At 41.6% G+C, this 25,098-nt stretch carries 37 protein-coding genes; 16 read left to right on the forward strand and 21 right to left on the reverse strand.

Annotated features, from left to right (window positions below; genetic code table 11):
• Positions 1 to 110 precede the first annotated feature (110 nt).
• The 4 genes from TY16_RS16570 to TY16_RS27130 form a co-directional block, all read right to left on the reverse strand.
• On the reverse strand, positions 111 to 1,112 hold the full coding sequence (locus tag TY16_RS16570; RefSeq protein WP_043932940.1) for a VanW family protein: 1,002 nt from the start codon (positions 1,110 to 1,112) through the stop codon (positions 111 to 113).
• 233 nt (positions 1,113 to 1,345) lie between these two features.
• Positions 1,346 to 1,879 (reverse strand): sensor histidine kinase, encoded by a 534-nt coding sequence (locus tag TY16_RS16575; protein ID WP_052342765.1) that lies wholly within the window; start codon positions 1,877 to 1,879, stop codon positions 1,346 to 1,348.
• Between the two features lie 19 nt (positions 1,880 to 1,898).
• Entirely contained in the window at positions 1,899 to 2,597 is a 699-nt protein-coding gene (locus tag TY16_RS25300) for a hypothetical protein (RefSeq protein WP_052342766.1), read from the reverse strand.
• A 274-nt stretch (positions 2,598 to 2,871) separates the two neighbouring features.
• Positions 2,872 to 2,997, reverse strand: a complete 126-nt coding sequence (locus TY16_RS27130; RefSeq protein WP_269320306.1) for a hypothetical protein — start codon at positions 2,995 to 2,997, stop codon at positions 2,872 to 2,874.
• 253 nt (positions 2,998 to 3,250) lie between these two features.
• Here TY16_RS27130 and TY16_RS16580 point away from each other — a divergent pair, with 253 nt between their 5' ends.
• A complete protein-coding gene (locus TY16_RS16580; RefSeq protein ID WP_043932941.1) occupies positions 3,251 to 4,081 on the forward strand; it encodes an STAS domain-containing protein in 831 nt (276 codons plus the stop codon).
• Positions 4,082 to 4,211: 130 nt separating this feature from the next.
• A complete protein-coding gene (locus TY16_RS16585) occupies positions 4,212 to 4,586 on the forward strand; it encodes a cyclic-phosphate processing receiver domain-containing protein (protein ID WP_043932942.1) in 375 nt (124 codons plus the stop codon).
• Here the strand turns inward: TY16_RS16585 and TY16_RS16590 are convergent.
• Positions 4,558 to 4,854 carry a hypothetical protein gene (locus TY16_RS16590; protein WP_043932943.1) on the reverse strand — a complete coding sequence of 99 codons (297 nt, stop codon included), beginning with the start codon at positions 4,852 to 4,854 and terminating at the stop codon, positions 4,558 to 4,560. The two genes, TY16_RS16585 and TY16_RS16590, sit on opposite strands and share 29 nt — an antisense overlap.
• A gap of 157 nt (positions 4,855 to 5,011) precedes the next feature.
• Entirely contained in the window at positions 5,012 to 5,869 is an 858-nt protein-coding gene (locus TY16_RS16595; protein ID WP_043934803.1) for a YitT family protein, read from the reverse strand.
• Positions 5,870 to 6,334: 465 nt separating this feature from the next.
• Between TY16_RS16595 and TY16_RS16600 the strand changes: the two genes are divergently transcribed.
• Positions 6,335 to 6,706 (forward strand): VOC family protein, encoded by a 372-nt coding sequence (locus tag TY16_RS16600; RefSeq protein ID WP_043932944.1) that lies wholly within the window; start codon positions 6,335 to 6,337, stop codon positions 6,704 to 6,706.
• 155 nt (positions 6,707 to 6,861) lie between these two features.
• Here the strand turns inward: TY16_RS16600 and TY16_RS27310 are convergent, their stop codons facing one another.
• Complete coding sequence (locus TY16_RS27310) at positions 6,862 to 7,326, reverse strand: CBO0543 family protein (protein WP_043932945.1); 465 nt, start codon at positions 7,324 to 7,326, stop codon at positions 6,862 to 6,864.
• Positions 7,327 to 7,666: 340 nt separating this feature from the next.
• Here TY16_RS27310 and TY16_RS16610 point away from each other — a divergent pair, with 340 nt between their 5' ends.
• On the forward strand, positions 7,667 to 8,512 hold the full coding sequence (locus TY16_RS16610) for a glycerophosphodiester phosphodiesterase (RefSeq protein ID WP_442853225.1): 846 nt from the start codon (positions 7,667 to 7,669) through the stop codon (positions 8,510 to 8,512).
• 228 nt (positions 8,513 to 8,740) lie between these two features.
• Here TY16_RS16610 and norA read toward each other — a convergent pair whose 3' ends face one another.
• Entirely contained in the window at positions 8,741 to 9,910 is a 1,170-nt protein-coding gene (norA, locus tag TY16_RS16615; protein ID WP_043932946.1) for a multidrug efflux MFS transporter NorA, read from the reverse strand.
• 336 nt (positions 9,911 to 10,246) lie between these two features.
• Here norA and TY16_RS16620 point away from each other — a divergent pair, with 336 nt between their 5' ends.
• The 3 genes from TY16_RS16620 (at position 10,247) to TY16_RS25310 (ending at position 11,503) form a co-directional block, all read left to right on the forward strand.
• Positions 10,247 to 10,636: a hypothetical protein gene (locus TY16_RS16620; protein WP_043932947.1), complete on the forward strand. Its 390-nt coding sequence runs from the start codon at positions 10,247 to 10,249 to the stop codon at positions 10,634 to 10,636.
• A 144-nt stretch (positions 10,637 to 10,780) separates the two neighbouring features.
• Positions 10,781 to 11,089, forward strand: coding sequence for a hypothetical protein (locus tag TY16_RS25305; protein WP_052342767.1), 309 nt, complete (start codon positions 10,781 to 10,783; stop codon positions 11,087 to 11,089).
• 6 nt (positions 11,090 to 11,095) lie between these two features.
• Entirely contained in the window at positions 11,096 to 11,503 is a 408-nt protein-coding gene (locus TY16_RS25310; RefSeq protein WP_052342768.1) for a suppressor of fused domain protein, read from the forward strand.
• 77 nt (positions 11,504 to 11,580) lie between these two features.
• Here the strand turns inward: TY16_RS25310 and TY16_RS16630 are convergent, their stop codons facing one another.
• The 4 genes from TY16_RS16630 to TY16_RS16645 form a co-directional block, all read right to left on the reverse strand.
• The gene (locus TY16_RS16630; RefSeq protein ID WP_043932948.1) at positions 11,581 to 12,135 is read right to left on the reverse strand and encodes a nitroreductase family protein; all 555 of its coding nucleotides are present in this window, start codon (positions 12,133 to 12,135) and stop codon (positions 11,581 to 11,583) included.
• A gap of 187 nt (positions 12,136 to 12,322) precedes the next feature.
• Complete coding sequence (locus TY16_RS16635; RefSeq protein ID WP_043932949.1) at positions 12,323 to 13,045, reverse strand: amino acid ABC transporter ATP-binding protein; 723 nt, start codon at positions 13,043 to 13,045, stop codon at positions 12,323 to 12,325.
• The gene (locus TY16_RS16640; RefSeq protein ID WP_043934805.1) at positions 13,020 to 13,751 is read right to left on the reverse strand and encodes an amino acid ABC transporter permease; all 732 of its coding nucleotides are present in this window, start codon (positions 13,749 to 13,751) and stop codon (positions 13,020 to 13,022) included. Before TY16_RS16640 ends, TY16_RS16635 begins: the two co-directional genes overlap by 26 nt.
• 17 nt (positions 13,752 to 13,768) lie before the next feature.
• Positions 13,769 to 14,545: a basic amino acid ABC transporter substrate-binding protein gene (locus TY16_RS16645; RefSeq protein WP_043932950.1), complete on the reverse strand. Its 777-nt coding sequence runs from the start codon at positions 14,543 to 14,545 to the stop codon at positions 13,769 to 13,771.
• A gap of 562 nt (positions 14,546 to 15,107) precedes the next feature.
• Here TY16_RS16645 and TY16_RS16650 point away from each other — a divergent pair.
• The gene (locus TY16_RS16650) at positions 15,108 to 15,557 is read left to right on the forward strand and encodes a YhcH/YjgK/YiaL family protein (RefSeq protein WP_052342769.1); all 450 of its coding nucleotides are present in this window, start codon (positions 15,108 to 15,110) and stop codon (positions 15,555 to 15,557) included.
• A gap of 146 nt (positions 15,558 to 15,703) precedes the next feature.
• Here the strand turns inward: TY16_RS16650 and TY16_RS16655 are convergent, their stop codons facing one another.
• Complete coding sequence (locus TY16_RS16655) at positions 15,704 to 16,126, reverse strand: DUF1801 domain-containing protein (protein ID WP_043932952.1); 423 nt, start codon at positions 16,124 to 16,126, stop codon at positions 15,704 to 15,706.
• Positions 16,127 to 16,470: 344 nt separating this feature from the next.
• Between TY16_RS16655 and TY16_RS27315 the strand changes: the two genes are divergently transcribed.
• Positions 16,471 to 16,842, forward strand: a complete 372-nt coding sequence (locus TY16_RS27315) for a CBO0543 family protein (RefSeq protein ID WP_442853226.1) — start codon at positions 16,471 to 16,473, stop codon at positions 16,840 to 16,842.
• A gap of 28 nt (positions 16,843 to 16,870) precedes the next feature.
• Here TY16_RS27315 and TY16_RS16665 read toward each other — a convergent pair whose 3' ends face one another.
• The 3 genes from TY16_RS16665 to TY16_RS16675 all read right to left on the reverse strand — a co-directional run bounded on the left by TY16_RS16665 (position 16,871) and on the right by TY16_RS16675 (position 18,395).
• Entirely contained in the window at positions 16,871 to 17,374 is a 504-nt protein-coding gene (locus tag TY16_RS16665; RefSeq protein WP_052342771.1) for a hypothetical protein, read from the reverse strand.
• A 35-nt stretch (positions 17,375 to 17,409) separates the two neighbouring features.
• Positions 17,410 to 17,871, reverse strand: a complete 462-nt coding sequence (locus tag TY16_RS16670; RefSeq protein WP_043932953.1) for a GNAT family N-acetyltransferase — start codon at positions 17,869 to 17,871, stop codon at positions 17,410 to 17,412.
• 62 nt (positions 17,872 to 17,933) lie between these two features.
• Positions 17,934 to 18,395: an SRPBCC family protein gene (locus tag TY16_RS16675; RefSeq protein ID WP_043932954.1), complete on the reverse strand. Its 462-nt coding sequence runs from the start codon at positions 18,393 to 18,395 to the stop codon at positions 17,934 to 17,936.
• Positions 18,396 to 18,485: 90 nt separating this feature from the next.
• Between TY16_RS16675 and TY16_RS16680 the strand changes: the two genes are divergently transcribed.
• The 3 genes from TY16_RS16680 (at position 18,486) to TY16_RS16685 (ending at position 19,445) form a co-directional block, all read left to right on the forward strand.
• On the forward strand, positions 18,486 to 18,848 hold the full coding sequence (locus tag TY16_RS16680) for a VOC family protein (protein ID WP_043932955.1): 363 nt from the start codon (positions 18,486 to 18,488) through the stop codon (positions 18,846 to 18,848).
• A 123-nt stretch (positions 18,849 to 18,971) separates the two neighbouring features.
• Complete coding sequence (locus tag TY16_RS26340; RefSeq protein ID WP_155922272.1) at positions 18,972 to 19,148, forward strand: hypothetical protein; 177 nt, start codon at positions 18,972 to 18,974, stop codon at positions 19,146 to 19,148.
• A 90-nt stretch (positions 19,149 to 19,238) separates the two neighbouring features.
• Complete coding sequence (locus TY16_RS16685; RefSeq protein ID WP_043932956.1) at positions 19,239 to 19,445, forward strand: hypothetical protein; 207 nt, start codon at positions 19,239 to 19,241, stop codon at positions 19,443 to 19,445.
• Between the two features lie 24 nt (positions 19,446 to 19,469).
• Here TY16_RS16685 and TY16_RS16690 read toward each other — a convergent pair whose 3' ends face one another.
• From TY16_RS16690 to TY16_RS16705, 4 genes are all read right to left on the reverse strand, one after another.
• Positions 19,470 to 19,898, reverse strand: a complete 429-nt coding sequence (locus tag TY16_RS16690; RefSeq protein WP_043932957.1) for a hypothetical protein — start codon at positions 19,896 to 19,898, stop codon at positions 19,470 to 19,472.
• Between the two features lie 28 nt (positions 19,899 to 19,926).
• Entirely contained in the window at positions 19,927 to 20,376 is a 450-nt protein-coding gene (locus tag TY16_RS16695) for a DUF4275 family protein (RefSeq protein WP_043932958.1), read from the reverse strand.
• A gap of 65 nt (positions 20,377 to 20,441) precedes the next feature.
• Complete coding sequence (locus tag TY16_RS16700; protein WP_043932959.1) at positions 20,442 to 20,960, reverse strand: GNAT family N-acetyltransferase; 519 nt, start codon at positions 20,958 to 20,960, stop codon at positions 20,442 to 20,444.
• A 39-nt stretch (positions 20,961 to 20,999) separates the two neighbouring features.
• Positions 21,000 to 21,266, reverse strand: a complete 267-nt coding sequence (locus TY16_RS16705; RefSeq protein ID WP_043932960.1) for a hypothetical protein — start codon at positions 21,264 to 21,266, stop codon at positions 21,000 to 21,002.
• Between the two features lie 322 nt (positions 21,267 to 21,588).
• Here TY16_RS16705 and TY16_RS16710 point away from each other — a divergent pair, with 322 nt between their 5' ends.
• The 4 genes from TY16_RS16710 (at position 21,589) to TY16_RS27320 (ending at position 24,648) form a co-directional block, all read left to right on the forward strand.
• Positions 21,589 to 23,382, forward strand: coding sequence for a S41 family peptidase (locus tag TY16_RS16710; RefSeq protein WP_043932961.1), 1,794 nt, complete (start codon positions 21,589 to 21,591; stop codon positions 23,380 to 23,382).
• Positions 23,379 to 23,807: an NUDIX hydrolase gene (locus TY16_RS16715; protein ID WP_043932962.1), complete on the forward strand. Its 429-nt coding sequence runs from the start codon at positions 23,379 to 23,381 to the stop codon at positions 23,805 to 23,807. Before TY16_RS16710 ends, TY16_RS16715 begins: the two co-directional genes overlap by 4 nt.
• Positions 23,797 to 24,195 (forward strand): GNAT family N-acetyltransferase, encoded by a 399-nt coding sequence (locus TY16_RS16720; protein WP_043932963.1) that lies wholly within the window; start codon positions 23,797 to 23,799, stop codon positions 24,193 to 24,195. The genes TY16_RS16715 and TY16_RS16720 overlap by 11 nt, the downstream gene beginning before the upstream one ends.
• A 246-nt stretch (positions 24,196 to 24,441) precedes the next feature.
• A complete protein-coding gene (locus TY16_RS27320) occupies positions 24,442 to 24,648 on the forward strand; it encodes a diguanylate cyclase (protein ID WP_081773148.1) in 207 nt (68 codons plus the stop codon).
• Here TY16_RS27320 and TY16_RS16725 read toward each other — a convergent pair.
• On the reverse strand, positions 24,556 to 25,005 hold the full coding sequence (locus TY16_RS16725) for a hypothetical protein (protein ID WP_043932964.1): 450 nt from the start codon (positions 25,003 to 25,005) through the stop codon (positions 24,556 to 24,558). The genes TY16_RS27320 and TY16_RS16725 overlap by 93 nt on opposite strands.
• Between the last annotated feature and the right edge of the window lie 93 nt (positions 25,006 to 25,098).

Here is a 25,098-nt window from a genome sequence, read left to right on the forward strand (position 1 = left end):
ATAAAGAAAACCACTTGCTCTAGTTCGGCAAGTGGCTTCGTAAAGTATTTTAGCTTGTTAAAAATATAAGCCAACAAGCGATTGTAACCAATATCAGTTTCAACTGTCGGCTACACCCCTTTTTTTACAAGCTCTTTAAATTTACTTGCGGTCCTAATTTCCACAGTCAAGGATCCTTTTTTCATGACAGTTTTCACCAGAAACGGTGCCCCGCTTGTGTTTAGAAACCGAAAATCAAGTCCTCCATAGGATACGGTTGCGTCTCTTCCCTTCGGAACATAGCCGACCCCAAGGGAATGATGGTGCCACTCAACATACTCGACTCCCAGTTGGTCCACTGCATTGAAAAGGGTAGAGGATGTTTGGCAAATGCCTCCTCCGATTCCCATGACCAGCTTTTTGTTGACGATTTCCTGTGCCGGCTGGTAACCGTGCGCCTCGTCACTAGGCCCAACCTGGGTATTGAACGAAAAATGATCTCCAGCACCGACAATCACATTGTCGATCGCTTTTGCCGATAGCTCGATATTTTTGTTCCTGCCCTTGACACTCGGATCAAAGTAAGTCGTATAAGATGCAACTAATTGTTCACTCAAGTGCGCTGCGTCCTCAGCCATATAGCTATTTACTGATGAAACTAACGGAAGGATGACATCCCCGCCTGTTGCTGAAGCCTTGAGGATCATTTCCACCAATTGTGCCTCTTCTAAAATCACCCGTGGCTCTCCCTTAATAATTTTTCCACCGGGTCCAAGCTTGTCGAGGTAGCCACGCTTGTCGTAACCGGGTTTTTTATCGGTTCCTGAAGCAAGTTCCCTTGCCCACTTTTCAAGCTTCTTCTTGTATTCCTCGTTGTTTTTACCATATCCCATTTCTTTAGGGATAAAAGTTTGGATAGCATTGCTCAGAGCTGGATCCTTTATATTAACGACTACAGGCTGTGGCACGGTTTCCTTTACAGGTTCAACCGGCTTCTGTTTGGTTTGTTTGTCTGCAGCCTTTGCTGTTTTCGTTTCTGCTTGTTTGCTCACTTCCACTCCATCAGTACATCCTGCCAAGCCTATGAAACTGCAAATCAACAACACTGATATTCCTTTTGTTAGCTTCAACATAATCCCCCATATATTTTTTCTAGGCTCATTTGTTTTACGCAAAAAGCCGCTTAGCTATTATATTCCGTTCTTGATAAAGTTTTCCTCTTTCTTTATATAAAACAAATTCCGACAAGAAAAGCGCAAGCGCCTCGGTCAGCGCTGTAGCTAGACAGGTACAAAAAACCGTCTTCCTTATAGGGAAACGGTTTTTACACTGCAAATTTATATAGTTTCGGTCACTACAAGTATATTTATTTTTCTAGTATTGGTATTGGAAAATGCAAAACGAAAGTAGTTCCTTGGCCTGGTTTGCTTTCAATAAAGACCTTCCCATTCATAGAATTTATAATGCTATAAACGACCATCATTCCTAGACCCGTTCCGTTTTTTCCTTTTAATGAAAAATAGGGCTCTCCAAGTCTCTCAATTTGTTCACTGTTCATCCCAATCCCAGTATCAGAAATGTAAATTTCACTATTCTCTCCCTTACCTTGAGTCATTACAGTTAAGGTACCACCGTTTTCCTCCATTGCTTCTATAGCGTTTTTAACAATATTTAGGATGCATTGATGAAATAAATGGCGTTCACCTTTCACCTTCACTTCATTACGTAAGTCAATATTTATTATTACCGAATTCATATTTGCGAAAGGATGAATTAACTCTAAGATGTGAAGCATTTCTTTACTTACATCCAACACTTCCAATTTATCCGAGGCAGGTTTAGCAAACGTCAGATAATCGGTAATGATTCTTTCTGCGCGTTCAAGTTCGGTTTTCGCCAATGAGATGAATTCTCTCTTTTTATCCACTGGATAATCGTCGCTCTCTAGTATCTGCAGAAACCCTTTCGTTACCGTCATTACGGATTTCATGGGAGATTGAAGCAGCAAGATGGCTAACAATTTCAAGTTTTTCAGAACGTCGAATTTTCTTTTTGATAACAATTGAATTCCGTACCCATTCAAGAGCGTATATTAAGATGAGGATACTTACCCCATAAAAAGATACAATTAAAAAATCATAACCCGTTGTGAAGTTAAAGATATAGTGTATTAGTTTCATCCCGGAATATCCTACTACAATGACAGTGCTGAATATAAGTGCTAGTTTCTTACGAAGCCGCCATTTGTAATAGTGTTTAGATAGAATATAAATCATACTGGTTTCAATTATGACCATAATTGTATTTGCCATGGCTTCCTCCGGTGAATAAACCATGATATACCCAATTGCACATACCGATAAAAATGGCAAGGTCAAACTGCCCCCATATAGCCCACCGATCAGAATCACGGTATGACGCAAATCCATCATAAACTCCCCATTAATTTGTACGGTGAAAATAAAATTTACGAATAATGCCAAAGCAAATGACAGTGTATAAATAATATTCCTCCACGTTTTTGAGTATTCCTTAGTATCCAGTAACATCTCCGTAAACACAGTTATCAGTAAAATAAAAAGAAGGTCAATCATCAGAATTTCGAATGTATTAAACATGAAGGGGTCCCCTACTGCAAATTATTTTCTCCTTTTATTATATTGCCTATTTGGATATCCAGAAAGTGGCAATATGAACATTTGGGCAAAAAATAACCAATTCTCCATTTCGAGTTTTCTTACAGAAGAACCATATTCAAAATTAATAGTAGAAATTGAGCCCTGTTGCTTTCGTAAAACGCTTGGACTGTTTGCTTTAGCAGATGGGAATCGTCCGACCCCCAGCAATAAAAAAACATCTTTCCGGAGAAAGATGCATCATTACTTGTCTATGTTATTGTTTCTTTTCCTCTATGACCTGGACCAGCTGCTCAATAATGTCGTTAAGCCTCATACTGCTTGTGTTTCTGCCCAAAATTGCCGACGTCTTTTCAACTAAAACTTTTTCTTGCTCTGTCATGTTACCCTCCAAAATAATAAAGCTGTCTTACAAAGCAATATTTTCCCATAAATTATTGATTCTGTATAGAGGCTTTTGTCGTTTTTTGTAGAAAAAATTATTTTTCTTGGTTTATGCTGCATAAAAGTTGGGAAAAGTAATAAGTCTGTTATTTTAATGCAGGAAAATTTTCAACAAAATCTCTCATGTCCATATTTTCAAAGACACGCTATAATATTTTTAGAATTTGAATAAATTGTAAAGGTGGTTAAATGTGAAATCAACATTTGAAGTATGTCTTCAAGAGATAGTCGATGAAGTTACAAGCCAAAAAGAAAACCTCGCACAACAAAGATTTGAAGTCGATGTAAATACCTATTCCCCATATGTGAATTCAGCGTTAAGAGACTGGCGGGAGAACTTAATTTCAATCTTTGCTCAATCGATAGTCGATAATTTGGAAAATACTTTCAGCGAACTGAGGTCCTGGGGTTCTGAGAGCGTCAACCTTCTAGTCAACCTTGAACTGCCATTGGATCTCGCTGTTGAAGAAGTCCGTTTTTACCGTAATACGATTGGTGAGATTATTAAGAATGAAGCGATCAAAAATGAGTTTTCGATATCGGAATTTTATGACATAATTTCACGGTTCGATTCCGTTGTTGACCGAGCCGTTCATTGGCTTAGTCTGTCTTATTCCGAGACATACGCCGCCCGTATTACCGCGGCTGAGCTAACTGCATTGGAGCTTTCAATCCCGATTGTTCGTATAACCGAAAGAATTGGTATCCTGCCTTTGGTTGGTGATATCGATACAAAGCGTTCCCAAGAGCTAATGGAAAAAGCGCTTAAACATGGGACAAACCTCGGACTGAGCCATATTATAATTGATTTGTCCGGTGTCCCGATCATTGATACAATGGTTGCCAACCATCTTTTCAAGGTGATCGATGCTCTTAAATTGGTTGGTATAGAATCCATTCTGACCGGGATTCGCCCTGAAATCGCCCAGACGATGATTAACCTTGGCATAAAGATCAGCGGCATCTCCACATTTGCAAGTCTTCATAACGCAGTCAAATACCTACAGCCAAACATTGAGTAAGCCAGTACATTCCCACGAATGTACTTTTATTTTTTATTTCGACAAATTCAGCAATGTATGTATGATATACTTGCTTGAAATACAGGGATACCTGAATTTTCTTGGTCCTCCCTCAAGGAGGTAATACTAGTTGGAAAAAATAAGTGTATTTCTTGATGATTATCGTCAGCCACCCACCGGATATGTACTAGTAAAAACAATCGATGAATGCATCGAGTTATTGGAGAGATATCCTATTCACCATCTGTCGCTTGACCACGATTTGACTGATAAGAGAAGAAATGGTTTGATGCTCGTCCAGCATATGGTAAAAAAAGGCTTGTTTGCCGGGCGCATTACCATCCACTCGGCCAATTCAGTCGGCGGTAAAGCCATGTACAATCATTTGAAAAGCGCCCAGGCAAACTTTTCCTGGCCCTCCCATGTCGTCCTTTCCATGAGACCCCTACCCCTTGAATCCTACCCGCTACGGACACTCAAGTATTATGTGGAAACCTACCAATAAGAATATTCATAACAGAAGGATTAAAAGACAGGTCTGGCGTAGTTGCCAGGCTGTTTATTTTTCTTGAAATAGGTATGCAATTCATACGAAAAAAATTAACAGGGCCACTTAATCTCGCCCGGTTAAAAGGGCAGTCCTTTAGCTTGGAGATTTTCTTATTAAGTTCATTTATTTCCTTCTCGACATCGTAGAGATTTTTCTGGATCCGATCCCTTCTCGCTGTTAGTACGCTAAGCTGCTGCTTAAGTTCTTCTTTCTTTTCAGCCATTAACATGTCCTCCATTGGTGGTCCTTTTTTAAGAAATCCTTCTTTATTTTGCATTTCATGGTCTATTTTTATAAACAGCCTATGTGTTTTTTAGATGGGATTTTCCCAAAAAATAAAGTGTTAATCATATTCCGATTAACACAGGCAAATCGTTTTATTAATGAATATCACGCTTTCGGAAATTTCCTCCCTTTACTTCCGCAACATCGTATACTGTCACAAAAGCCTGTGGATCAATTTCATTAATTATATCCTTCATTTTACTATCTTCGAGACGATTGATGACACATGTAATTTCCTTAAACTTCTCATTCGAATATCCGCCTTCTACTACGTTCAAGGTTGAGCCGCGCCCGAGGCGGTCACGGATTGTTTCGACTATTTCCTCCGGCTTATTGGTAATAACTTTAAAGGTTTTCGCTCCACTTAAACCTTCTTCAACAATATGAATGACTTTAGATGCAATGTAATAGGCAATACCGGATAAAAATGCACCCTTCAGGCCAAATACTGTTGAAACAATAATGAAGACAAACAGATTTAAGAATAAAATGAAGTCGCTCGTTCCAAATGGCAGCCTTCTGGCAAGAAGGACGGCCAGCATATCAATACCATCGAGAGCTCCCCCATTACGCAATGCCAAACCCATCCCAAAACCAATGATGATTCCACCCACCACTGTTATTAATAGCGTATCTCCCTGGATAATGGTCGGAATGTGGTGCATGACACTGGTCCCCACTGCAAGAGAGGCAATGCCAATTACCGATTTTATAGCAAAACTTTTGCCAATTTGTTTATACCCTAAATAGACGAACGGGATATTTAATAGTGCAATTAATACCCCTAGCTGAATTCCCGTTAGTTGTGAACCAACAATGCTAATTCCGGTCACCCCGCCATCAGACACATTATTCGGGATTAATACAGCTTCCAGTCCGTACGCTGTAATGAAGCCGCCAATTATAATCATTAATATCCGTACTATCTTTAGTAATTTTCTTGATTGTTGCATCGTTTCCGAACTCAATTTTCTTTCCTCCCACCTGTAGTCCTGCATACTTTTTATGTACATAATTCTCTTAAAAGACTACCAATAATACGGTTTTCGTTCAACACTCGGGAAGAAAAATACAAAGAACCCAAGAGACCTAAACTTGATAATAGGAAAACTGTTTCGATCTAATTGTAAGATGATTTACCGAATATACAGTCACCCTTTTAAGTAACTGGTTCGAAATGTTGAAGTACTAATAGTTGCTAGGAATTGCAAAGAATATCAGCACGATGGAAGCTTAGGGCTTATATGCGCTCTGAGCTTTCTTTGTGTTCTATTTTAAGCACATTCATTTAAAAGAACTCGTAACATGTGGTTCCCCTAAAGAGGATAATGCTTGTTACCACAATGGTAAAGGTTGCTAGTCCCCCGGCACTTCTTTAATATAAATATTAAGTTAGTATTTAAAAGGAGGCAAAAAAAATGAAACTAGGTGCATTTTCTATAAGTTTAAACGTAAAAGACATTAATATTTCAAAGGCATTTTACGAAAAACTAGGATTTCAATCTTTTGGTGGTGACATTACTCAAAATTGGCTCATTATGAAGAATGAAAATTGTATAATTGGCCTATTCCAAGGAATGTTTGAAAAGAACATTCTTACCTTTAATCCAGGATGGAATGAAAATGCCGAAAATCTTGAATCATTTACCGATATTCGCGATATTCAAAAACAACTTAAGGCAGAAGGAATAACCATGCTCTCTGAAGCAGATGACGCAACTACTGGACCAGCACACTTTATCATTGAAGATCCAGACGGCAATCAGATCCTTGTTGATCAACATCGATAGTTAACGGAATCACTTATAACCTTTTAGCCAGAAAGATACTTATCAGAAATTCCCTTTATAAAGCCTTTCTCCAATGATTAGTACATAACTAAATTGGGCGAAAGGCTTTTAGTTAAGGGCCCCGATCCCTAGTTGTTAAACAAGAGATATTGGAATTACTCCTTTTCTGCTTTATTTTTCAAATTCATTATGAAATAATAATTTCCTAATAAACTGAGATATAAAAGTGGATACACTATGGCAGAATACAATAGATTCCAGTCACTATAATAAAAAAGATCTGTCTTTACTGCGATCCATTCATAAAAAACAGCTAAGGCAGAACATATAACTATATACAAACCCTTTTTCAAAAGAGTTTGATGAAAAGGGTATAAGTTAAGAAACATGAGATTTACAGCTGGATATATCCCAAAGGTAACACCTAACATCTCCCAATTTACAACCTTCGGGTCAAAATATCCGTATAACCCATATTTCACGTCCAAAAACATATCAACTAGTAAATGAAATCCTATGGCAAATAAGGATGTAGTGTACATATCTACTTTCAAAAGTCTCTTCGGAATAAAGTAAACGATGCTGTTGAATATTATTATCGTGATAATCATAAGTAACATAAAAGGCTTTCCGCCCTTCGGGATAGTTTATGTAATAGTATGTTTTCCTCAAATTCATATAGTATTAATACTATCCTTAAATCTTTAATCGATATCCCCCCTTCAGCTTAATAATAATTTTTCACCGAACCTGCCTCTGTCAGTTTTAACCCTTCATTAAATTGGACATTTATAGTTGATCTGAAACAGATACTAAAGTACCGGGTACAATTGTAAAAATTTCTGTGGATAAACTCCTACATTTATTCACACATTTTTCTTCATCCCTCTACATCTGCTTAATAGGGGATTTACATCTCTCTTTTATACTGGTCATGTAAGCAAATAAGGGTTGAAGGAGATGAAGATGAGGATGAAGAAGTTGATTAAACCATTGGTTGGGTTAGGACTTGGCTTGACGCTATTTTTACAGGTAAATCAGGGAGCTTATGCAGCTGAAACAATTGGGGATTTACGGAAGGTAGATAATGTTGCCCACCGTGGAGCGTCCGGCTATGCGCCTGAAAACACGATTGCGGCGTTTGACAAGGCTGTTGACATGAAGGCGGACTACATAGAAATTGATGTCCAAATGAGTAAGGACGGCGAACTTGTGATTATTCACGATACCACTGTCGACCGGACAACAGATGGTACCGGCAAGGTTAAGGATTTAACATTTGAAGAACTTAGGAGCCTTGATGCCGGCAGCTGGAAGTCACCAGAATTTAGTGGCGAGCAAATCCCTACTTTTGATGAAATTCTTGACCGCTACCGCGGGAAAATTGGTGTTTTAATAGAATTGAAAGCCCCTGAGCTTTACCCTGGAATCGAAGAAAAAGTGGCAATCGAACTTATTGAAAGAAACTTGAACAAGCCGCAAAATGAAAAAATCATCATCCAATCCTTTAACTTTGAATCAATGAAAAAAATGGATAAATTACTTCCTACAATACCAATTGGTGTTCTAACGTCTTCAGCGAAACACACGACCGAGCAGGCATTGCAGGAATTCGCCCAATATGCAGAGTACTTCAACCCTAGCTACGGACTCGTTTCCAAGGAATTAGTATCCAATGTCCATGACCTTGATATGAAGATTGGTTCCTGGACAGTCAGGAGCCAACAAGCAGCTGACTTCCTGCTTGAGATGAATGTTGATGCCATCATCACAGACTTCCCTGATTATGTGGATCCGAGAAATTAATGATCAAAAGAAAGGCCCGGCGCTTTTAAGAGGCACCGGGCCTTTGACCCGTGTTTTTCCTCTAATTCTGTTCGGCTTTCGCCCTCAATGTGTTTCCCATTCCTGCATTACATAAAAACGGAATTCAGTTTACCCCCTTGAGATAGATTGCTCGAAAGACAATTGAAGTTTTGATGCAAAATGTTTTTTTGCAGATACTAATCTAGACGGGATTGGCCTTTCAACAATTTAGTTCGCTCTGTTTGGAACGGGCTGCTTCCAAAGCATCGTGATACCTACTCCAATAAAAATTACCACAGTCGCAAAGTAGTATGGGTAGTTAATATCGATATCAAATAACATCCCTCCTAGAATCGGACCGGTAATGTTAGCCAAGCTGGTAAACATTGAGTTCATCCCGCCAACAAACCCTTGTTCATTCCCTGCAATATTCGAAAGATAGGACGTAATTGCCGGACGGAATAAGTCGAATCCCACAAAAACAATAAAGGTTACAAGTAAAATCGAGAAGTAAGAGTGAACAACGGTCATTAAAAAGACGAGGATACCTGATACGATAAGACTATAGCGGATCACTTTTATTTCACCCCAAATACGGGTTAACTTATCAAATAAAATAACTTGCGCGATAGCACCAAAAATGGCGCCGCCGGTAATGACTATGGCTATATCAGCAGGTGTAAACTGAAATTTATGATCAACATACAAACTAAAAAACGACTCAAATGCTGCCAAACCAAAGGAAGCTATGAAAATCAAGATAAAGGCAAAGAAATAGTTGGGTTCAAGAATTAGTTTGAATCCGCCTTTTCTTTTACCAGTTTGTTCAGTAGTACCTTCCGGACGTTTTGGCTCAGTTAATACTATAAGGGAAAGGACAGCAGCGAATGTGCCAAGGGCACCCGCAAAGAAGAATGGTACCCGCACTCCAATCTCAGCTAAAAAGCCTCCAATCCCCGGACCAATAATAAACCCCGTACTGATGGCTGCAGACATATAACCAAGGGCTTTTGGCCGTGTTGCCGGGGTCGTAATATCTGCTATGAAGGCTGTTACTGCCGGCATAATCAGGGCAGCACTTATTCCTCCCATTATTCGCGAAATAAATAGCACTTCTATCTCCCGCCCTAATCCGAATAAAAATTCAGATAAGCCGAAAATAAATAAGCCGATTACGATTATGATTTTCCTACCAAACCTATCCACGGCTTTCCCTGCAATTGGAGAAACAATAAGCTGGGCAATGGCAAAGGCTGCTGTTAAATATCCTATTGTAGTACCGGTAATGCCCAACTCATTCATAAGGGTTGGCATTACCGGAATAATAAGTCCAATTCCTAAAAATGCAATAAATAAATTGAGAAGTAATAATCCCAAGGTGAATTTACTATTTTTCATTCTTCCACATGCTCCTTCAATCCAACTGCGTTTTACAGCAACTTTATATAGCTACTATACAGTTAAGAATGAAGCTAAACAAATGAATAAGAATTTGATTTCTATTAAAATCAACCCACTTTGCCAACACCGCAAGCTATCAACTTGCTAACAAGGAACTGATATCCAATGTCCATACTCTTATGAAAATTTGTTTTATACGGTCAGGAGCCAAGAGGTGGCCAGCTTTCTGCTTGAAAAAAGGAAAATACTGATTGCCAGAACAACTTTAACTGCAGGAACATAATCGCCACTGTTTCATAAAATAAACCAAAACTTTGCCAGGGGTTGTGGACCATGATGAACCAGCTACCAGCTAACAATGAGAAAAGTGCAGAGATCCTGCGGCTTGAAAAAGAAGTGGCCCTGGGGTTATGGGTTCAGGTAGTCGGCCACATTATTGAAATAAAAGGCTTAACCGGGCTCCTTCAATTGGAGAAAGATGAGAGTCTGACAGGTGAACAACAAATACTGACTGGTGTCTGGATTAAAACAATCGGACACATACTGGAGGCTATTTCAGTTACGAGGCAAATATATGAAACAGACATTTTGAAACTGATACAGGAACAAAAAGTTGCGATTACCGGAGACATTCTCACGGCAATTGGATCAGTAGTTGAAGCAGATGGGGGAATTCAGGTGCTTAATGAAGAAAACACAGAAGTTGCCCGGATTATTCCTTAGTCACCATTAAGAAGAGCTCGTTGAATTGAAGCGACAAGTTTTTTACCTTTTTTACAATAAATTCCACTACTTTGTAGGATAACCTACCCTTTAAAAAGAACAATACAACGTAGTAGGTCATGCAAAATTTAAGGGGGTATGGGAATGTGGCCTTTTAAGAAAAGACAAAAGGTGTCGGGGTCTGGGGCACCGGCATATAAGTACGAATCGAAGGAAACGAAATTCGAAGGGGTAAAGGATTATGATTTCGAGGCTAAGGAAAAATTAGAACAGCATATTGAGACATACATAGGAAAAATCAATGGCGTTTTTCATGAGATTGTTTCAAATCTAGTCCATCTTGATGGCTATCATGTTGCACCGACCCCTGAAAAGCCATTTCACACACTGGTGACTCACCGAATGAGTGACTTGGCAATGAATGTTCCTCCAGGTGCTGAGGACTGGAGGTAGGCTGAATTGGTCTGCTTTTTGCCGAAGGAATATGATATATCGGATGATAGCTTCAAGGATGACCGCAATTATTGGCCGATTGGGAACATGAAGTTTTTAGCAAGATTTCCCCATGAGTACAATACATGGCTTGCCTATGGCCATACCCTTCAGAACGGCAACCCGATCCAGCCGTTCATTAGCGGGACACAGTTGTGTGCGTCTCTCTTGATTCCGCCGACCATTGTTGATGGCAAGTTTTTTTCATTAAAAGTTAGAGGTGACAAGAACATCTTCATCTACAATGTCATGCCGATTTACAAGGAAGAGATGGACTACAAGATGGAACATGGCATCGATAATCTATGCGAGCGATTCGACTTGTTTGGGGTGAATGATATTTATAATTTAAACAGGGTGAATACGTGTAAATAGCATGACGGAGTGAAGACAAACGGGCCTGGAACTTTTAAATGGTGCCAGGCCTGTTTGGTTTTTCGGATGAAAACGTGCTATCTAATCCACTTAGTCACGTTCTGAAACGGGTTCCTCTTCCCCTCAGGAAGAGTCCGTTTCGGATAGCCAATATAAAGAAATCCGAGGACCTCACCTTTCTCTGACAGACCAAAAAATTCTTTCATTAACAGGTCATACGTTGGTGCACCTGTCCGCCAGTACCCCGCCAAGCCCAGGCTATGTGCGGCAAGAAGCATATTTTGAATACAGGCATAAACCGCTCCGTATTCTTCGAGTTGAATTACTCTCGGATCCGTTGCCGGTTCAACTGCCACTGCGATAACGACTGGGGCCCGATAAGTCTTTTTTAATTCCTTATCGAGTTTGGCTGGATCAGTCTCCCCGTTCTTTTCTACAATTTTCACAAAGACTTCTGCCAGCTGTTTTCTCCCATCTTCCACCAGGACAAAGAAGCGCCAAGGCTCTGTCCTGAAATGGCTTGGAGCCCAAGTTCCGGCTTCAAGGATTTTTTCAATAACTGATTCCGGTACCGGCTCATCCTTCACAAGCCCGAAACTTCTCCTTGTTTTAATTGCTTCCAGAACATCCATCCGTTTCTCCTCCCTCTATCATAGTCGTTCGGGGTCTAATACAAGTGTATTTTTAATAGGTAAAAAATTATTCTTTCGTCACTCTAAAAAACTATCAATATTCCCCACGAAAAAAGCTTGGTACTTATCAAAAGCACCAAGCCTGATTTTTTGATTTCCCTCTTGTTCCAGCAAACAAGAACCGTCCCTACAGCACTTTCCCAAGGAAGGCTTTGGTTCGTTCGTGCTGGGGGTTCCCGAAGAGGTCTTCGGGTTTTCCCTGTTCGACGATGTAGCCGCCATCCATGAAGACGACGCGGTCGGCGACTTCGCGTGCGAAGCCCATTTCGTGGGTCACGACCACCATCGTCATTCCTTCCTTTGCAAGCTGCCGCATAACGTCGAGCACTTCTTTAACCATTTCCGGGTCGAGGGCGGAAGTCGGTTCGTCAAACAGCATGATTTTCGGCTTCATCGCAAGCGCCCTGGCGATGGCGACACGCTGCTGCTGGCCGCCTGATAGCTGTTCAGGATAGTTGTCTGCTTTCTCAAGCACGCCAACCTTCTCAAGCAGGTCAAGTGCGAGTTTCTCCGCTTCCTTTTTTGGCGTTTTTCGGATAAGCATTGGCGCCATCGTAACGTTCTCGAGTATCGTCATATGCGGGAACAAGTTGAATTGTTGAAATACCATCCCAACCTCAGTCCGGATGTCATTGATATCCGTATCCGGGTCGTTTACTTTCATCCCTTCCACATAAATACTGCCATCGGTGATTTCCTCAAGCAAATTGATGCAGCGCAGGAAGGTACTTTTTCCAGATCCTGAAGGACCAATTACACAGACAACTTCCTTTTCATGGACATGGTAATCAATGCCCTTCAATACTTCCAATTTACCAAAATATTTATGCAGGTTTTCCACTTTGATCATTCGCCAAAACCTGCCTTTCTGTTTTTTTACGAGGGTTATAGTGATTGCTTGTACGCTTCTCCACATAAGCAACCAATTTTGTAACGAGATAGGTAAGCATCAGGTAAAGTGCTGCCGCGACCAGGTATGGCTCCCAGAAGCGCTGGTATGCCCCCGCGACAATCTTGCTGGCATAGAGAATATCATTTGCTGCAATTACCGTTACCAGTGAAGAATCCTTCAGCAAGGCAATAAATTCATTGCCAAGCGGCGGAATCATCCGGCGGAACGCCTGAGGCAATATAATTTTCCGCATCGCTTGGTTATGGGTCAGCCCTAAGGAACGGGCCGCCTCCATTTGCCCTTTGTCAATCGACTGGATACCGGCGCGGATGATTTCAGCGTTATATGCGGCACAATTAAGGACAAGAGCCGTAATCCCTGATACCATATATCCGAACGATTGTCCGAAAATCGCCGGGATGACCGCGAGATGGATAATTAAAATTTGCACGAGCATTGGGGTGCCCCGGAATAGGTCGACATAAAGCTTAGACGGCCAGTAAATTAGCTTTCGTTTCGATGTCTCGCCAAGGCCGATTAGTACACCTAATACAATGCCCCCAATATAACCGCTAACTGTTAAGACAATCGTAACCCAGATACCACGTATGAAAAAGTCACGGTAGTTCCAGATCATGTCCCAGCGAAAATCAAGGATGTCCAACTGAAACACGCTCCCGCCTATTCAAGTTTTTGTCCAGTAATTTCTTCTAGCTTTCCGTTTTCCTTGATTTTCTTAAGGCCTTCATTTAAAAGATCCAATACTTCCTTGTTGCCTTTCTTAACCATGATGCCGTAGAATTCTTTTTCGAAACTAGGATCTTCAATAACCTTCAGTTTCGCATTTTTATTGTTTTTCAAATATTCATAGACAACCGCGTTGTCACCGATAGCGGCTTCCGTTGAACCGTTAATGACCTCCTGCATTGCTGCCGGCTGGCTTTCATAGGCAAGAATGTCCGGGTTGCTTCTACCGAGTGCCTTCTGTGCGGCTTTGTGTCCTGTTGTATTGATTTGTACGGAAACCTTCTTACCTTTAAGGTCTGCGACTGATTGAACGGCAGAATCCTCTTTAACAACAATGACAAGGTTAGCCTGATAGTATGGCTCCGTAAAATCATACGTTTCTTTCCGTTCGTCTGTAATCGTAATACCTGAAACACCAAAGTCGAGCTCACCATTGGTGATTTGCTGGAATAGCGGCTCCCAGCCAACATTGTTCAATTCGTACTCAAAACCCGCCTCTTCGGCAATAGCCTTAAGCACGTCCACATCGATTCCAACGATTTCCCCTTTGTCATTCATCGATTCAAATGGTGCGAAAGCGGCTTCTGTTCCACCAGCCAGCTTCTTTTTACCGCCAGACCCGGATGTAGCTGACTCCTTGGTCCCACATGCAGCCAAAATCAGTGATATTGCCAGCAAGATGGTTAACAGTATACCTTTCTTTTTGGACATGAAAATCCCCCTCGTTTTCGTATTGTTTAAGTTTATGAGTCTTTTATGCTAGTTAGAATTATACAAATTTCAGAATATTATTTCAATGTATAGTATTCGCAATTATTAAATTATTTTAAAAATATTTTGGTATTGAAGCAACCCCCTGGTTGTTAGTTGATTTCTTTTGATTTTTTCCGTAAACTATCATTCTGTCCGAATGTATAGAATAAACCTAAATTTGGGGACAACATAGTTGTCTTTGTTTGGAATAGAGTTGGTTGATTCCTTTATTAGCTCTGTTAGTATTCATTGTTGATTTTTTGTTGAGATATGAGAATTATTAGGAGGAGAATTTCCGCCTATTGTACGCACGGGTACCTGAAGAAGCGAAAATAAGCGGATAAATTCCCCTTAACTTCTCAAAATAAGTCAAAATTCATAGATTCCGGGATGATAAGCGGAAAAACTCCCCTTATTATAAGTGGAATATGGGTATTTCCCGACTTAATCGGAATTTCTCCCCTTATTTTTAATCAACATTAAGCTATAACTGAGCCTAAAAATAATGGAGGTAAAGATCTTGATACTTGATAAACTGTCTAATGCGAAAATGTATGATCATTTACATCCCGGATTAAAAAAAGGACTTCATTTTCTGCTTGAAAATGATTTAACATCCCTTGAAGTTGGTACATATCCGATTGAAGAAAACAAAGTGTTTGTGATGATCCAAGAATATGAGACCCAATTACCAGATGTATGCCGATTTGAAGCACATTATCGTTACGCGGATATTCAATATGTCATTCGGGGACAGGAAAAAATGGAGTACACTCACATTGGTGAAACCAAGGTGATTGAAGCTGACAAAGAGAAAGATTTAATGTTCCTGGAAGCAGAAGGAGAAACTTTCCTGATCAAAGAAGGCTATTTTGCATTTTTCACACCAGAAGATGCACACAGGCCAGGCATGTGCGCGGTCCAGCCGGAGCCAATTAGAAAAGCAGTTGTGAAGGTATTGTGGGAATAGTCGAACAGGGCCTGTCACTCCTCGCTTTTTCTTGTTTCACAACCAACAGTCGATAAAAAAGACAGGAGGTTTTTCCTGTCTTTTTTCAATTTCCTTTTTAAACACCCTGGTTGTGTTTGACTGTCTTTTTTTCGTAAGAATTCTGCCTACTGCTCTGGATACGTTTCTTTTAAAAACTTTACAGATTCAGTAATTAGTTCTTTTAACACATCCGTGTTTATATCAGCGACTTTGTTGATGTACACGCAGGCCTTCCCGGATGTATGTTTACCGAATTTTCCAAGCAGTTCATCACGCTTCGTTTCACCAGGCGCGAAATAGAGGCTGATTTTTGCTTTACGCGGCGAGAAGCCGACGAGTGGTGCATCGCCTTCATGACCAGTTGCGTATTTATAATGATACCTCCCATAGCCAATAATGCTCGGCCCCCACATTTTCGCCTCATGCCCAGTCGTTTCTGTGAAAATGTCAAGAAGCCTGTAGGCATCCTCACGCTTTTTCAGGCTGTCTACAGATTCAATAAATTCAATGACACTGCTGTCCGTTTCTTTCGTTTTAAGCTCGTACATGTGTCCAACCTCCTTTTATTCTTCTCTTTTCAGATGTATATAGGGATCTATTCCTTCGAAGTAGTTTGATAATACATTTCTTCGACTATTTTAATTATCGATATCGGTCTTTCCTACTGGATGACCTCCCATTTTTAATTTGAACTGGATAATATGGAACACGATTTTTACTCAACTAACCAATGAATGAAGTATTCAAATAGAAAATGGACACTCTAAACTTAAAACATGTTAAAGGAGAAAACAAATTGAAAAAGAAATATGAACTGCACCTTCCTTAAAACACTGATTGTGTTGGGGATAGCTTCTTTTTTCAACATTTTAAGGAAACCGCCAATAAAAGATTGGCTGATTGTATTCTTCCTAAAAGGATATATTTCCTCATTCCTGGACGTAATTGTCGTAAAGAAAGGCTATGTGAGCTATTTAAGGCCTTTAACATAAGCGCTGTTTTCGGCTACCTTCTCTATCCTGTTATTTGCGTGTATTTTATCAAGGCAACCAAACAGTCGAATATTTTAGTTGTTCTCTTTAAAAATGTACTGTTCACAACCCCAATGGTCCTAGCGGAAACATGGCTCGAAAAACACACAAATCTGATCAAATACAAAAAGGGCTGGAACTGGCGGCATTCATACGCATCCATATTCGGCACTTTCCTAGCCGTACGGACAATTGCCTACATCATAAACACGATTGCTCGCAAAAAGATTTAGGGGTCTGACCCCTACCCCAAGGGGTATCTTATTCATGAAGCCATGTTTCTGCTTTTTGTTTGATTTTGTCTTGGAGGTTTGCGGAATGCATGACGTCATTGCTGGCGAGCCTTACGTAGGCGGGTGGAAAGAGTTTTTTCAAGGATGAGTAGTAATAGCTCCCGTCCTCTGGTTCTTTGTAATCCGTTACACTATACTTGTTTCCCTGTTTTTTCAGCTTGATTAATGCGGGCAGGGAATGGCCAGCCTGTCCTTCGCTGCCTGTCGCTTTGTTAAAGCCTTCGTACAGCGACCACATATAGACATGTGTGATTCCGGCAACTTCCCTTGTACCATATATTTTATGGACCTCAAATTGTTTTTCGGTATCCAAATAGACAGAAGCGTATTTATTTACGATATACTCCGATATCGCTTCATGCATTTCTTCCGTAACGTATGCATCGCCGTTAATAATAACCCCTTTACTACTGCCGGTAAGAATTAAAAAGGAAAAGATAATAACTAACACTTTTATGGTTATTGCTCTCATAATAACCCATCTCCTAAGGATTCTTTCGGGTCGGTTCATGTTGGTTGTTTATGTTTAATCATGACATGGCGGGGGTCGCCATTCTGGTCAGCTTCATTGCGAAGGATCTCATACCCGTTCTTCAGGTAAAATGTAACTGCCTCGTAATTCATTCCGCTAGCCTGGAGAACAAAAAATCCAGGTGCATCCAGGCCTTGTTCAAAGTGGTCAAGGAGCAACTTGCCATATCCGTTTCCGCGCAACTCTTTGGCAACGTACATTTGCGACAAATAAGCACTGGATTCCTTGTACTGGGCAAGGTAAAAACCGGATACTCCCCCCTCTTCGAGAAGGACATACGACCTCCACTCCGGATTGAACAAAGCTTCCTCATACCACGACAGGATAATATCGAAAAATTCTTTATCAAAAACCATATTCCTGAAATTCATTCTGTAAAGTTCTTTTTGGGCCTGGAGGATTTTCGGTAAGTATGAGATGTCCAATGGTGCAATCATTTTGGGGATCTCCTTTAACTATGAAGTTTCGTTGTTTGTATGAACCTGGAGTCTGTACGTTTTTACATTACAACAGGCTGAGTCTCCTCTGCAGCTTTTTTAACACGTTCAACAAATTCGACAACAACCTTATCACTGGAAAATAACAAGAAGAGCTTGACATACCACTTGAGCGGATTATTCGTGGTTGTGTATGTAAACGAAGTCCGGTTCCCATTGAGTTTTTTCAATTCATAAGCTGCGGTGATATCAAACATGTTTCCAAGGTTAAAACCAACCTTTAGCCTTTTGTGGTCTGCCCCATTCTTGTATTCCAGGGTCGCCACGTCGTATTCCATGACCCGGTTTCCTTCCTTATACTTTTGGCGGTAAATGCTCCCTACACCTTCTTCAGTGACCTTAATTGGCGTATTCTCGACCACTTGGGGCATAATTTTTTGCATATCTTCCAGGGATCCGTTCAGGAATGACCATATTTGCTCAATTGGTGCATTGATTTCGATAGATTTCGTCCAGCTTTTCATTTCCATCACCTCTTCTAAAAGTATGTTACCATTGGATACAGCTTGTAAATGTAATTATAATATATATGTACATTCTGGGAGGGAATTTTAATGATAAAACAAATTGCAACAGTTGCTGTGTACGTTGAAGACCAGCAGAGGGCTAAAGCATTTTGGTCTGAAAAGGCCGGCTTTGATATCATTGCCGAACATCCAATGGGGCCAAACGCATTCTGGCTTGAGGTTGCCCCAAAGGGTGCCGAATCCCGCCTGGTTATTTATCCAAAATCGATGATGAAGGGTTCAGAATCCATGAAAGCATCGATTGTCTTCCAATGCGACGATATCACATCCACCTATGAAACAATGAAAGCGAACGGCGTCGAGTTTCTTGGCGAGCCCCAAACGATGCAATGGGGCACCTTCGTATCCTTCAAGGACGAAGACGATAACGAATATTTATTAAGACAATAACCACTAACTAAGCAGCAGGTTCCTGAATGGGCCTGCTGTTTAGTTCTAGTTGTTTTCTATTATTGTGACAGTTTGCATAGTTTGCCTATTCTTGCACACGCTATTGACGTGGAGGTGATTGAGATGACAAACGGACAAAATCGCCAGGGCGGCGGACAAGGCAATGGCAACAACGAACAAAATGGCGGACTTATGGATAAGATGCGCCAGGGATTTGAAAATGTCGTCGATGCAATTACAGGTAACGATGAAAACAAAGGCGGCGGACAAAAGAACCGCAACAACAACCAAAACCGCTAACCGTTTATACAAAAACGCCACTGGGTGGCGTTTTTTGTTGGAATAAAAAAACGGAACTTACACAACCTACCAGTATTAGGAGGTGAAGGTATGGCGAACCAACAGAACAGAGGAAATCAGGACAATCAGATTTCTGAAGGAATCAAAAATACAGCTGGGGCTGCTTTCCACGCTGCTCACAGTGCACTTGAAACAACCGAGGATGCAGCAATGAATGCAGTTGATGCTACAGCCAATGCAGTGAACAATACTGCCGAGAACGCACGTAACATGATGAGAAACAACAACGAACAGTAAAAGACGCCTTTTAAAGGCGTTTTTTTATTTGTCTAGGTCAGCTAATTTTTCACCGGTGAGGATTTCGTAAAGCTCAGTTGAATCACTTGCAGGCAGGTGAACGTACTTGCTTGAATCGGTTGTCAGTTCTAGCCTATCATTGCCAGGGCTGATCCAAACCATATAGGCTTGCACTTTCGCATCTGCGTTATCATATTCGAAGGCAAACATGTAGTCAGCAGGGCGGACCATGTTGACTTTGGCGTTCTTCCAATCTGCTTCATCAAGTATTTCCCTCACCCTTTTTACTTTTTCGCTTTCAGATTCTTCTCTAAAGTTCTCATAGGCAGAGTCAATCTCTCCATCTGCGTGCTTAAGAACATCAATCCTTTTCTCTTCCAGGAAGGCTTCCCTGAGGCAGCCGCCAAGTATTAATAGGAGTACTGTTACGATAGCAGTTTTTCCATATTTCATTATCATCTCTCCTGCTTTATGGACGTGGTCATATATGCCGCCTGGTCGTTTCTTTTTTATAAAAATAAGGCCCGTGCCACCCGGTTTCATGGGTTTTTACATATGTCCACCTGAAATTCTCATCGGCTACATAGACGTCGTATTCGTTTTTCAGGTCGTCAGCGCTGAAACGCTTTGCATTTTTTAAAATCAATGCATCCTCCGAGTCCTGATTAAATACAAAGCAGGCATATTTCCGCTCAGCATTGAAGGCTTCCTCGGCTGCACGGCCTTCCAGGCAAGCTTGTTTTCCATAGCTAAAAACGTGCCAGAGAAAGCCGCTTGAATTGCCTTTGTCGTACAAATGAATCGAGCGTTTTTCCTGAAAGCTTAAATGTCCGGCAAACTGTTCCTCCCACCGCCTCCTCAGCGGATTCCCCATGTCTTCAGCTTCCTCAACTTCAACATCCTTATAAATTAATCTCGTTAACAATTCCATCTAAGTATGCCCCCATTCTGCTTTCCCGAGATGGACCGTGGTTTGCTGCCTATCGATATAAGACGTCAGTTTACTAACCTATACATGAGGACGTCATCTACATAAGTGGTTTCATCCATCATGTATTCTTTGATTTTTCGTCCTTCCTCAATAAAGCCCATGCTTTTGTAGAGGGAGATAGCCTGGTGATTTGTTGAAAAAACCGCTAAACTAACTTTTTCAATCATTGGGTTCTGTTCGGCCCAGTCGAGCAGCTCTTTGACGAGCAGCTTACCTATGCCAAGATTTCGGTAGCCGTCCTGAATCACAATTCCCATATAGCCGGTATGTGCCATGCGCTTCCTTTCATGGGCATAAAAGACCACCCAGCCTACCACCTCACCAGCGGCCTCGGCAACAAACATAATTTCCCGGTCACTGGCAAGGAGATTCTTCAGACTATCCCGCTGCTCTTCCACCGTTCTTGTAAACTCTTCGGAAGCAGGCGTCAGATAAAGTCCTTCTGCAATAACGGATTTATGTATGTTAAGGACTGTTTCAGCATCCCCTAGTTTGGCAGGACGGATGAGGATGATTGGTTCCATCAAATACTCCTCCTAGAAACTCATTTGGAATTTTAAGTATTAAGCTCCCTCTTTCTTGATTTTCGTATCCTTTCTGATGCTATGGACTAGGAGACGGATGTCGCGGAGATCTTTTTTTAAAATGTCAATCATGTAAATCATTACAGTTAAAATCAATGCGAGTAGCAAGATGACGATAATACCAATAAAAACAATGCCACTTCCCTCTCCTTCAACTCCTGCACTGCTAAACGCCGCACCAATAAAGAGGGAGAACATGAAAATCCCCATTAGAATGCCAAAATAAAAAGCTATGTATTTCCTCATTCGAAATCCCTCCTAATAATTGTTATTAGTTCAACCTTTGTCCAAAGTGCCAGTCCAAACGGTACAACTGCAATAACGCCATAAACCTGAAGCAATTCTTGGTACCTTTAAATATAGCCATGGAACATCACCCATACCCCGACTACAGAAAAAGCAAGCGATGACCACTACGGTAGAGCTGGTATGGAGATAGCGAATCAACCTCAAAAATGAGTCCCGTCTATCCTATTCTGAAAATACTGAACCTTCTTCCAAGATACCACGAATTGGATTATAATGGAATATGATGCAGAAATGTTTTGCTTCCCGGGGGAGGAACGTGATGGATAAGAACGTAAGCAAATACATAGGGATGATTGTGGTTGCTGCCCTTTTTGCAGCAGGGATGATGTTTTTAAATAAGGATTCCGAAGAAGTTTCCGGGAAGCCCGTAAAAAGCCGGCAGCTCGAAAATATCGAAGCATTTGGGAGGCTGTATGGCGCTGTCCGCTTTTTCCATCCCAGCGATGAAGCAGTGGAGATTGATTGGACCCGATTTGCAATATATGGTGTAGGAAAAGTGAAGGTTGCCGGAAACGAAACGCAGCTGAAGGAAGTACTTGAGGAACTGTTCTTGCCAATTGCGCCGACCCTTGTTATCTATGAAAAAGGTGAAAAGCCCAAGCATACCAAAATAAAGAAATCACTCCAGATCCTTGCCTGGCAGCATTATGGCCCGCCAGGTCTTGACACCACGCATTTTTCGAGTATGCGTGTACCTGCCGTAATTTCTGAAGGCGAACCTGTGACAGGCGATAACAAGCTGTTTGGAGAATACCCGCCCGTCAACAAGAAAATTGACCGCCGTATGAGTGAAGGGCTGCGGTACTCGCTGCCCGTCGTCCTTTATCAGAAGGATGGCAAGACAGTCGGAAGTACGACCAAGAGCAGGCAGGGTTTCAAGAACTTGAAGAATAAAATCAATGATTTGGACCCAAACATGACAAGTGCTGATGAGGATGTCCGCTTGGCCGGGGTAGTTGTTACTTGGAATCAGCTTAGTTACTTCCATCCGCACGTTGGAAGAGCTGCTGGAAATCTCGAGGATTTCGGCATATCCCTAAAGGACGCCTTTGACGACAAGACACGGGAGGACTATATCACAACGTTAGCCCAGTTGATGGAACTGACTGAGGATGGTCACGCGATGTCTTCTCTTGTCCAGTCCAGGATTGTCGGTTCACGGATTCCTTTGGAATTAGAAATTGTAGAGGGGAAACTTACGATTACTGCCGCCAGTGAAGGTATTGACTTAAAAGCTGGGGACATTGTTGAAACAGTCAATGGCCATGAGGCAATCCCCTTTATCGAAAAAGAAGCTGCCAAATTACCAGGTTCCCCTCAGTTCAAGCAATGGATGGCGATGGACTCCCTCTTGTTCCTTGAAGAGCTTAAAATAACCGTTAACCGTAATGGGACAATCCATGAAACGGCTGTCAGCTCAGGAAATGGCGGTTTTGTCGATGAATACGGGCACAATCCCTTTCAGGAAATCGAGCCTGGTATCTTTTATATTCACCTTGCGGGCAATGTTTTCCATGAAATTGAGCAGAACCTGGATAAATTGAGCAAAGCAAAAGGCATTGTATTTGATGCGCGCGAAGGAATTTTCCTAGAAGATAAATTGAAGGATCTTATTGGCCACCTTACAAGAAAAACTGCTCGAGGCCCACAGTGGAAGATTCGCCAAACGACCGTCCCCGGTGAGAATATGGCAACATTTGATGGTGGCCATGATACCACCCAGCCGTTGGAGCCATATTTCCAAGGAAAACTCATCTTCCTTGCATCAAAGAAATCCTACGGTCCCACAGAGCAACTGCTTTCTTTTGTAAAAAATAACAGGCTTGCTAAAATTGTTGGGGAGCCAACTGCCGGGATGCCTGGCGAAGTGCAAACTTATCCTATCCCCGGAAATATTAAAGGAATTATGACTGGAGTTGAAATCAGCCAGGCCGACGGGACACCGATTTATGGGGTCGGGATTAAAGAAGACATCACGGTCATCCGGACTTTGGAAGGCGTCAAGGCGGGAACCGATGAATATTTGCAAAAAGCGCTGGAGTTGATTCGATGAATACGATTGTCGTAGCTGTAAAAGGTGTCATTGTCCATGAGGGCAAGGTGCTGATTGTCCAGCGTTCAGCATATGACGAGGCAGGCGCGGGGACGTGGGAATGCCCGGGTGGTAAGCTCGATTTTGGGGAGGAACTGGAGTCGGCCTTGCAACGCGAAATCCATGAAGAAACCGGCATGGCCGTTTCTGTTGAAAAATTGCTCTATGCGGCCACTTTCAAAACGAATTCAACCCGTCAAGTAGTCATTCTCACCTATTTGTGCAGAAGCACGACGGGCGAGGTCTTCCTTTCCGGGGAGCACAGCAACTTTCTTTGGGCGGAAAAGAATGATTTAGTAGGATTGCTCTCGCCTGGCATTCTAAATGATTTTTATAAGAATAATGTTTTTGATGTAATTTGGAGGAGCGATATATATGCAGTATAAAACGTCATCGGAGGAAATCAGTCGGGACATGATCGGCGGATTTTTCGTCGGCTGGCCTAATCCGCCGGCAGTGCCGACTTTTTTAAAATTGCTTGAGAACAGCTACCGGGTTGTCGTGGCAATCGATGAGGGCCAAGTGGTCGGGTTCATCACCGCCATTAGCGATGGGGTTTTATCAGCCTATATTCCATTACTTGAAGTTTTGCCTGATTACCAGGGACAGGGCGTTGGAAAGGAATTAGTCAAGCATATGCTGGAGGAGCTTGGTGAGATTTATATGATTGATTTGCTGTGTGATCCGGAACTACAGCCATTTTATGAATCGGCTGGAATGAGGCCTGCAACCGGGATGATGGTACGAAATTACAATAGGCAGTCCGGAGTATAGTGTTCGAACCCAGCTACTTTTTGGCCGTTGATTTTTGAGGCACCGCTACTTGCTAGCGGTGCTTTTTAATTGTGTGGCTGTGGTTTGACCGATAAATTTCTAATTAGACCGAAAAAATTTTTCTGGACCGATAAATTTTTTATTAGACCGATAAACCAGAAAATCGTTCTATTAAAAGAACAATTAGAACCTCCTCCATGATTTGCTGAAACGGTTTACGAATGAAATCAAAGCCGAAATGAGGTACTGAGGCAACCGGCTTTAAGAATTGAGAAGATTGTTGGGGACTCGAGTACAGTTGCCCGCTATGGAGGCGAGGAATTCGACATCCTGCTGCCAGACGGAACAAACCAGGCTCTCCTATACTGTTATCTCCCAAAATTCCCGATCCTCGAGTACCAAATCATAAGGGTCCTTTATATCTGTCCAGCGAACGGATCTTCTTTTCTCTAACGGCTTATTCTCCCTCCCATTCAGGGATGTGAAATATTCCAGAGTGCCGCTTGTTTGAATTGCTTCTTCCATATAATCATACAGAATCCTCAGGCACTTCTCTTCGCCGGGCGTCCCCTTAAGCCGATACTTGAATGGAATACAGCTTGCATAGGCGGACACTTGATAGTCATAGGAAAAGTGCTGGCTGTATGAAAACTTTTGCTTCAGTCTGGGGTCATAATTGTTTTCAAAGGCTAAATGGATGAAATCCAGTTCTGTTTTAAAGATAATAGGATTTCCCGGATAAACTGGATCTTGACCATAGGAACCCCGGGGCAGCTTTACCGGTGAGGCTAAATAAATGTATTGAGTCATGAACCGCCACTCCTTTCAAGAAAAGCGCAAGCGCCTGGTTAGCGCAGTATGGACTCCTCGAAAAGCTAACACTTTTTCTTCGTGCGATGCTGA

Origin of the sequence: Bacillus sp. EB01 (assembly GCF_000613125.1) — a bacterium.
Lineage (GTDB): Bacteria > Bacillota > Bacilli > Bacillales > Cytobacillaceae > Bacillus_D.

Coding starts and splice junctions, on each gene's coding strand:
- TY16_RS16570 (WP_043932940.1), bottom strand. CDS start 1,112: ATGTTGAAGCTAACAAAAGGAATATCAGTGTTGTTGATTTGCAGTTTC.
- TY16_RS25300 (WP_052342766.1), bottom strand. CDS start 2,597: ATGTTTAATACATTCGAAATTCTGATGATTGACCTTCTTTTTATTTTA.
- TY16_RS27130 (WP_269320306.1), bottom strand. CDS start 2,997: ATGACAGAGCAAGAAAAAGTTTTAGTTGAAAAGACGTCGGCAATTTTG.
- TY16_RS16590 (WP_043932943.1), bottom strand. CDS start 4,854: ATGGCTGAAAAGAAAGAAGAACTTAAGCAGCAGCTTAGCGTACTAACA.
- TY16_RS16595 (WP_043934803.1), bottom strand. CDS start 5,869: ATGCAACAATCAAGAAAATTACTAAAGATAGTACGGATATTAATGATT.
- TY16_RS16600 (WP_043932944.1), top strand. CDS start 6,335: ATGAAACTAGGTGCATTTTCTATAAGTTTAAACGTAAAAGACATTAAT.
- TY16_RS27310 (WP_043932945.1), bottom strand. CDS start 7,326: ATGTTACTTATGATTATCACGATAATAATATTCAACAGCATCGTTTAC.
- TY16_RS16610 (WP_442853225.1), top strand. CDS start 7,667: ATGAAGATGAGGATGAAGAAGTTGATTAAACCATTGGTTGGGTTAGGA.
- norA (WP_043932946.1), bottom strand. CDS start 9,910: ATGAAAAATAGTAAATTCACCTTGGGATTATTACTTCTCAATTTATTT.
- TY16_RS16620 (WP_043932947.1), top strand. CDS start 10,247: ATGATGAACCAGCTACCAGCTAACAATGAGAAAAGTGCAGAGATCCTG.
- TY16_RS25305 (WP_052342767.1), top strand. CDS start 10,781: ATGTGGCCTTTTAAGAAAAGACAAAAGGTGTCGGGGTCTGGGGCACCG.
- TY16_RS16630 (WP_043932948.1), bottom strand. CDS start 12,135: ATGGATGTTCTGGAAGCAATTAAAACAAGGAGAAGTTTCGGGCTTGTG.
- TY16_RS16635 (WP_043932949.1), bottom strand. CDS start 13,045: ATGATCAAAGTGGAAAACCTGCATAAATATTTTGGTAAATTGGAAGTA.
- TY16_RS16645 (WP_043932950.1), bottom strand. CDS start 14,545: ATGTCCAAAAAGAAAGGTATACTGTTAACCATCTTGCTGGCAATATCA.
- TY16_RS16655 (WP_043932952.1), bottom strand. CDS start 16,126: ATGTACGAGCTTAAAACGAAAGAAACGGACAGCAGTGTCATTGAATTT.
- TY16_RS16665 (WP_052342771.1), bottom strand. CDS start 17,374: ATGAGAGCAATAACCATAAAAGTGTTAGTTATTATCTTTTCCTTTTTA.
- TY16_RS16670 (WP_043932953.1), bottom strand. CDS start 17,871: ATGATTGCACCATTGGACATCTCATACTTACCGAAAATCCTCCAGGCC.
- TY16_RS16675 (WP_043932954.1), bottom strand. CDS start 18,395: ATGAAAAGCTGGACGAAATCTATCGAAATCAATGCACCAATTGAGCAA.
- TY16_RS16680 (WP_043932955.1), top strand. CDS start 18,486: ATGATAAAACAAATTGCAACAGTTGCTGTGTACGTTGAAGACCAGCAG.
- TY16_RS26340 (WP_155922272.1), top strand. CDS start 18,972: ATGACAAACGGACAAAATCGCCAGGGCGGCGGACAAGGCAATGGCAAC.
- TY16_RS16685 (WP_043932956.1), top strand. CDS start 19,239: ATGGCGAACCAACAGAACAGAGGAAATCAGGACAATCAGATTTCTGAA.
- TY16_RS16690 (WP_043932957.1), bottom strand. CDS start 19,898: ATGAAATATGGAAAAACTGCTATCGTAACAGTACTCCTATTAATACTT.
- TY16_RS16695 (WP_043932958.1), bottom strand. CDS start 20,376: ATGGAATTGTTAACGAGATTAATTTATAAGGATGTTGAAGTTGAGGAA.
- TY16_RS16700 (WP_043932959.1), bottom strand. CDS start 20,960: ATGGAACCAATCATCCTCATCCGTCCTGCCAAACTAGGGGATGCTGAA.
- TY16_RS16705 (WP_043932960.1), bottom strand. CDS start 21,266: ATGAGGAAATACATAGCTTTTTATTTTGGCATTCTAATGGGGATTTTC.
- TY16_RS16710 (WP_043932961.1), top strand. CDS start 21,589: ATGGATAAGAACGTAAGCAAATACATAGGGATGATTGTGGTTGCTGCC.
- TY16_RS16715 (WP_043932962.1), top strand. CDS start 23,379: ATGAATACGATTGTCGTAGCTGTAAAAGGTGTCATTGTCCATGAGGGC.
- TY16_RS16720 (WP_043932963.1), top strand. CDS start 23,797: ATGCAGTATAAAACGTCATCGGAGGAAATCAGTCGGGACATGATCGGC.
- TY16_RS16725 (WP_043932964.1), bottom strand. CDS start 25,005: ATGACTCAATACATTTATTTAGCCTCACCGGTAAAGCTGCCCCGGGGT.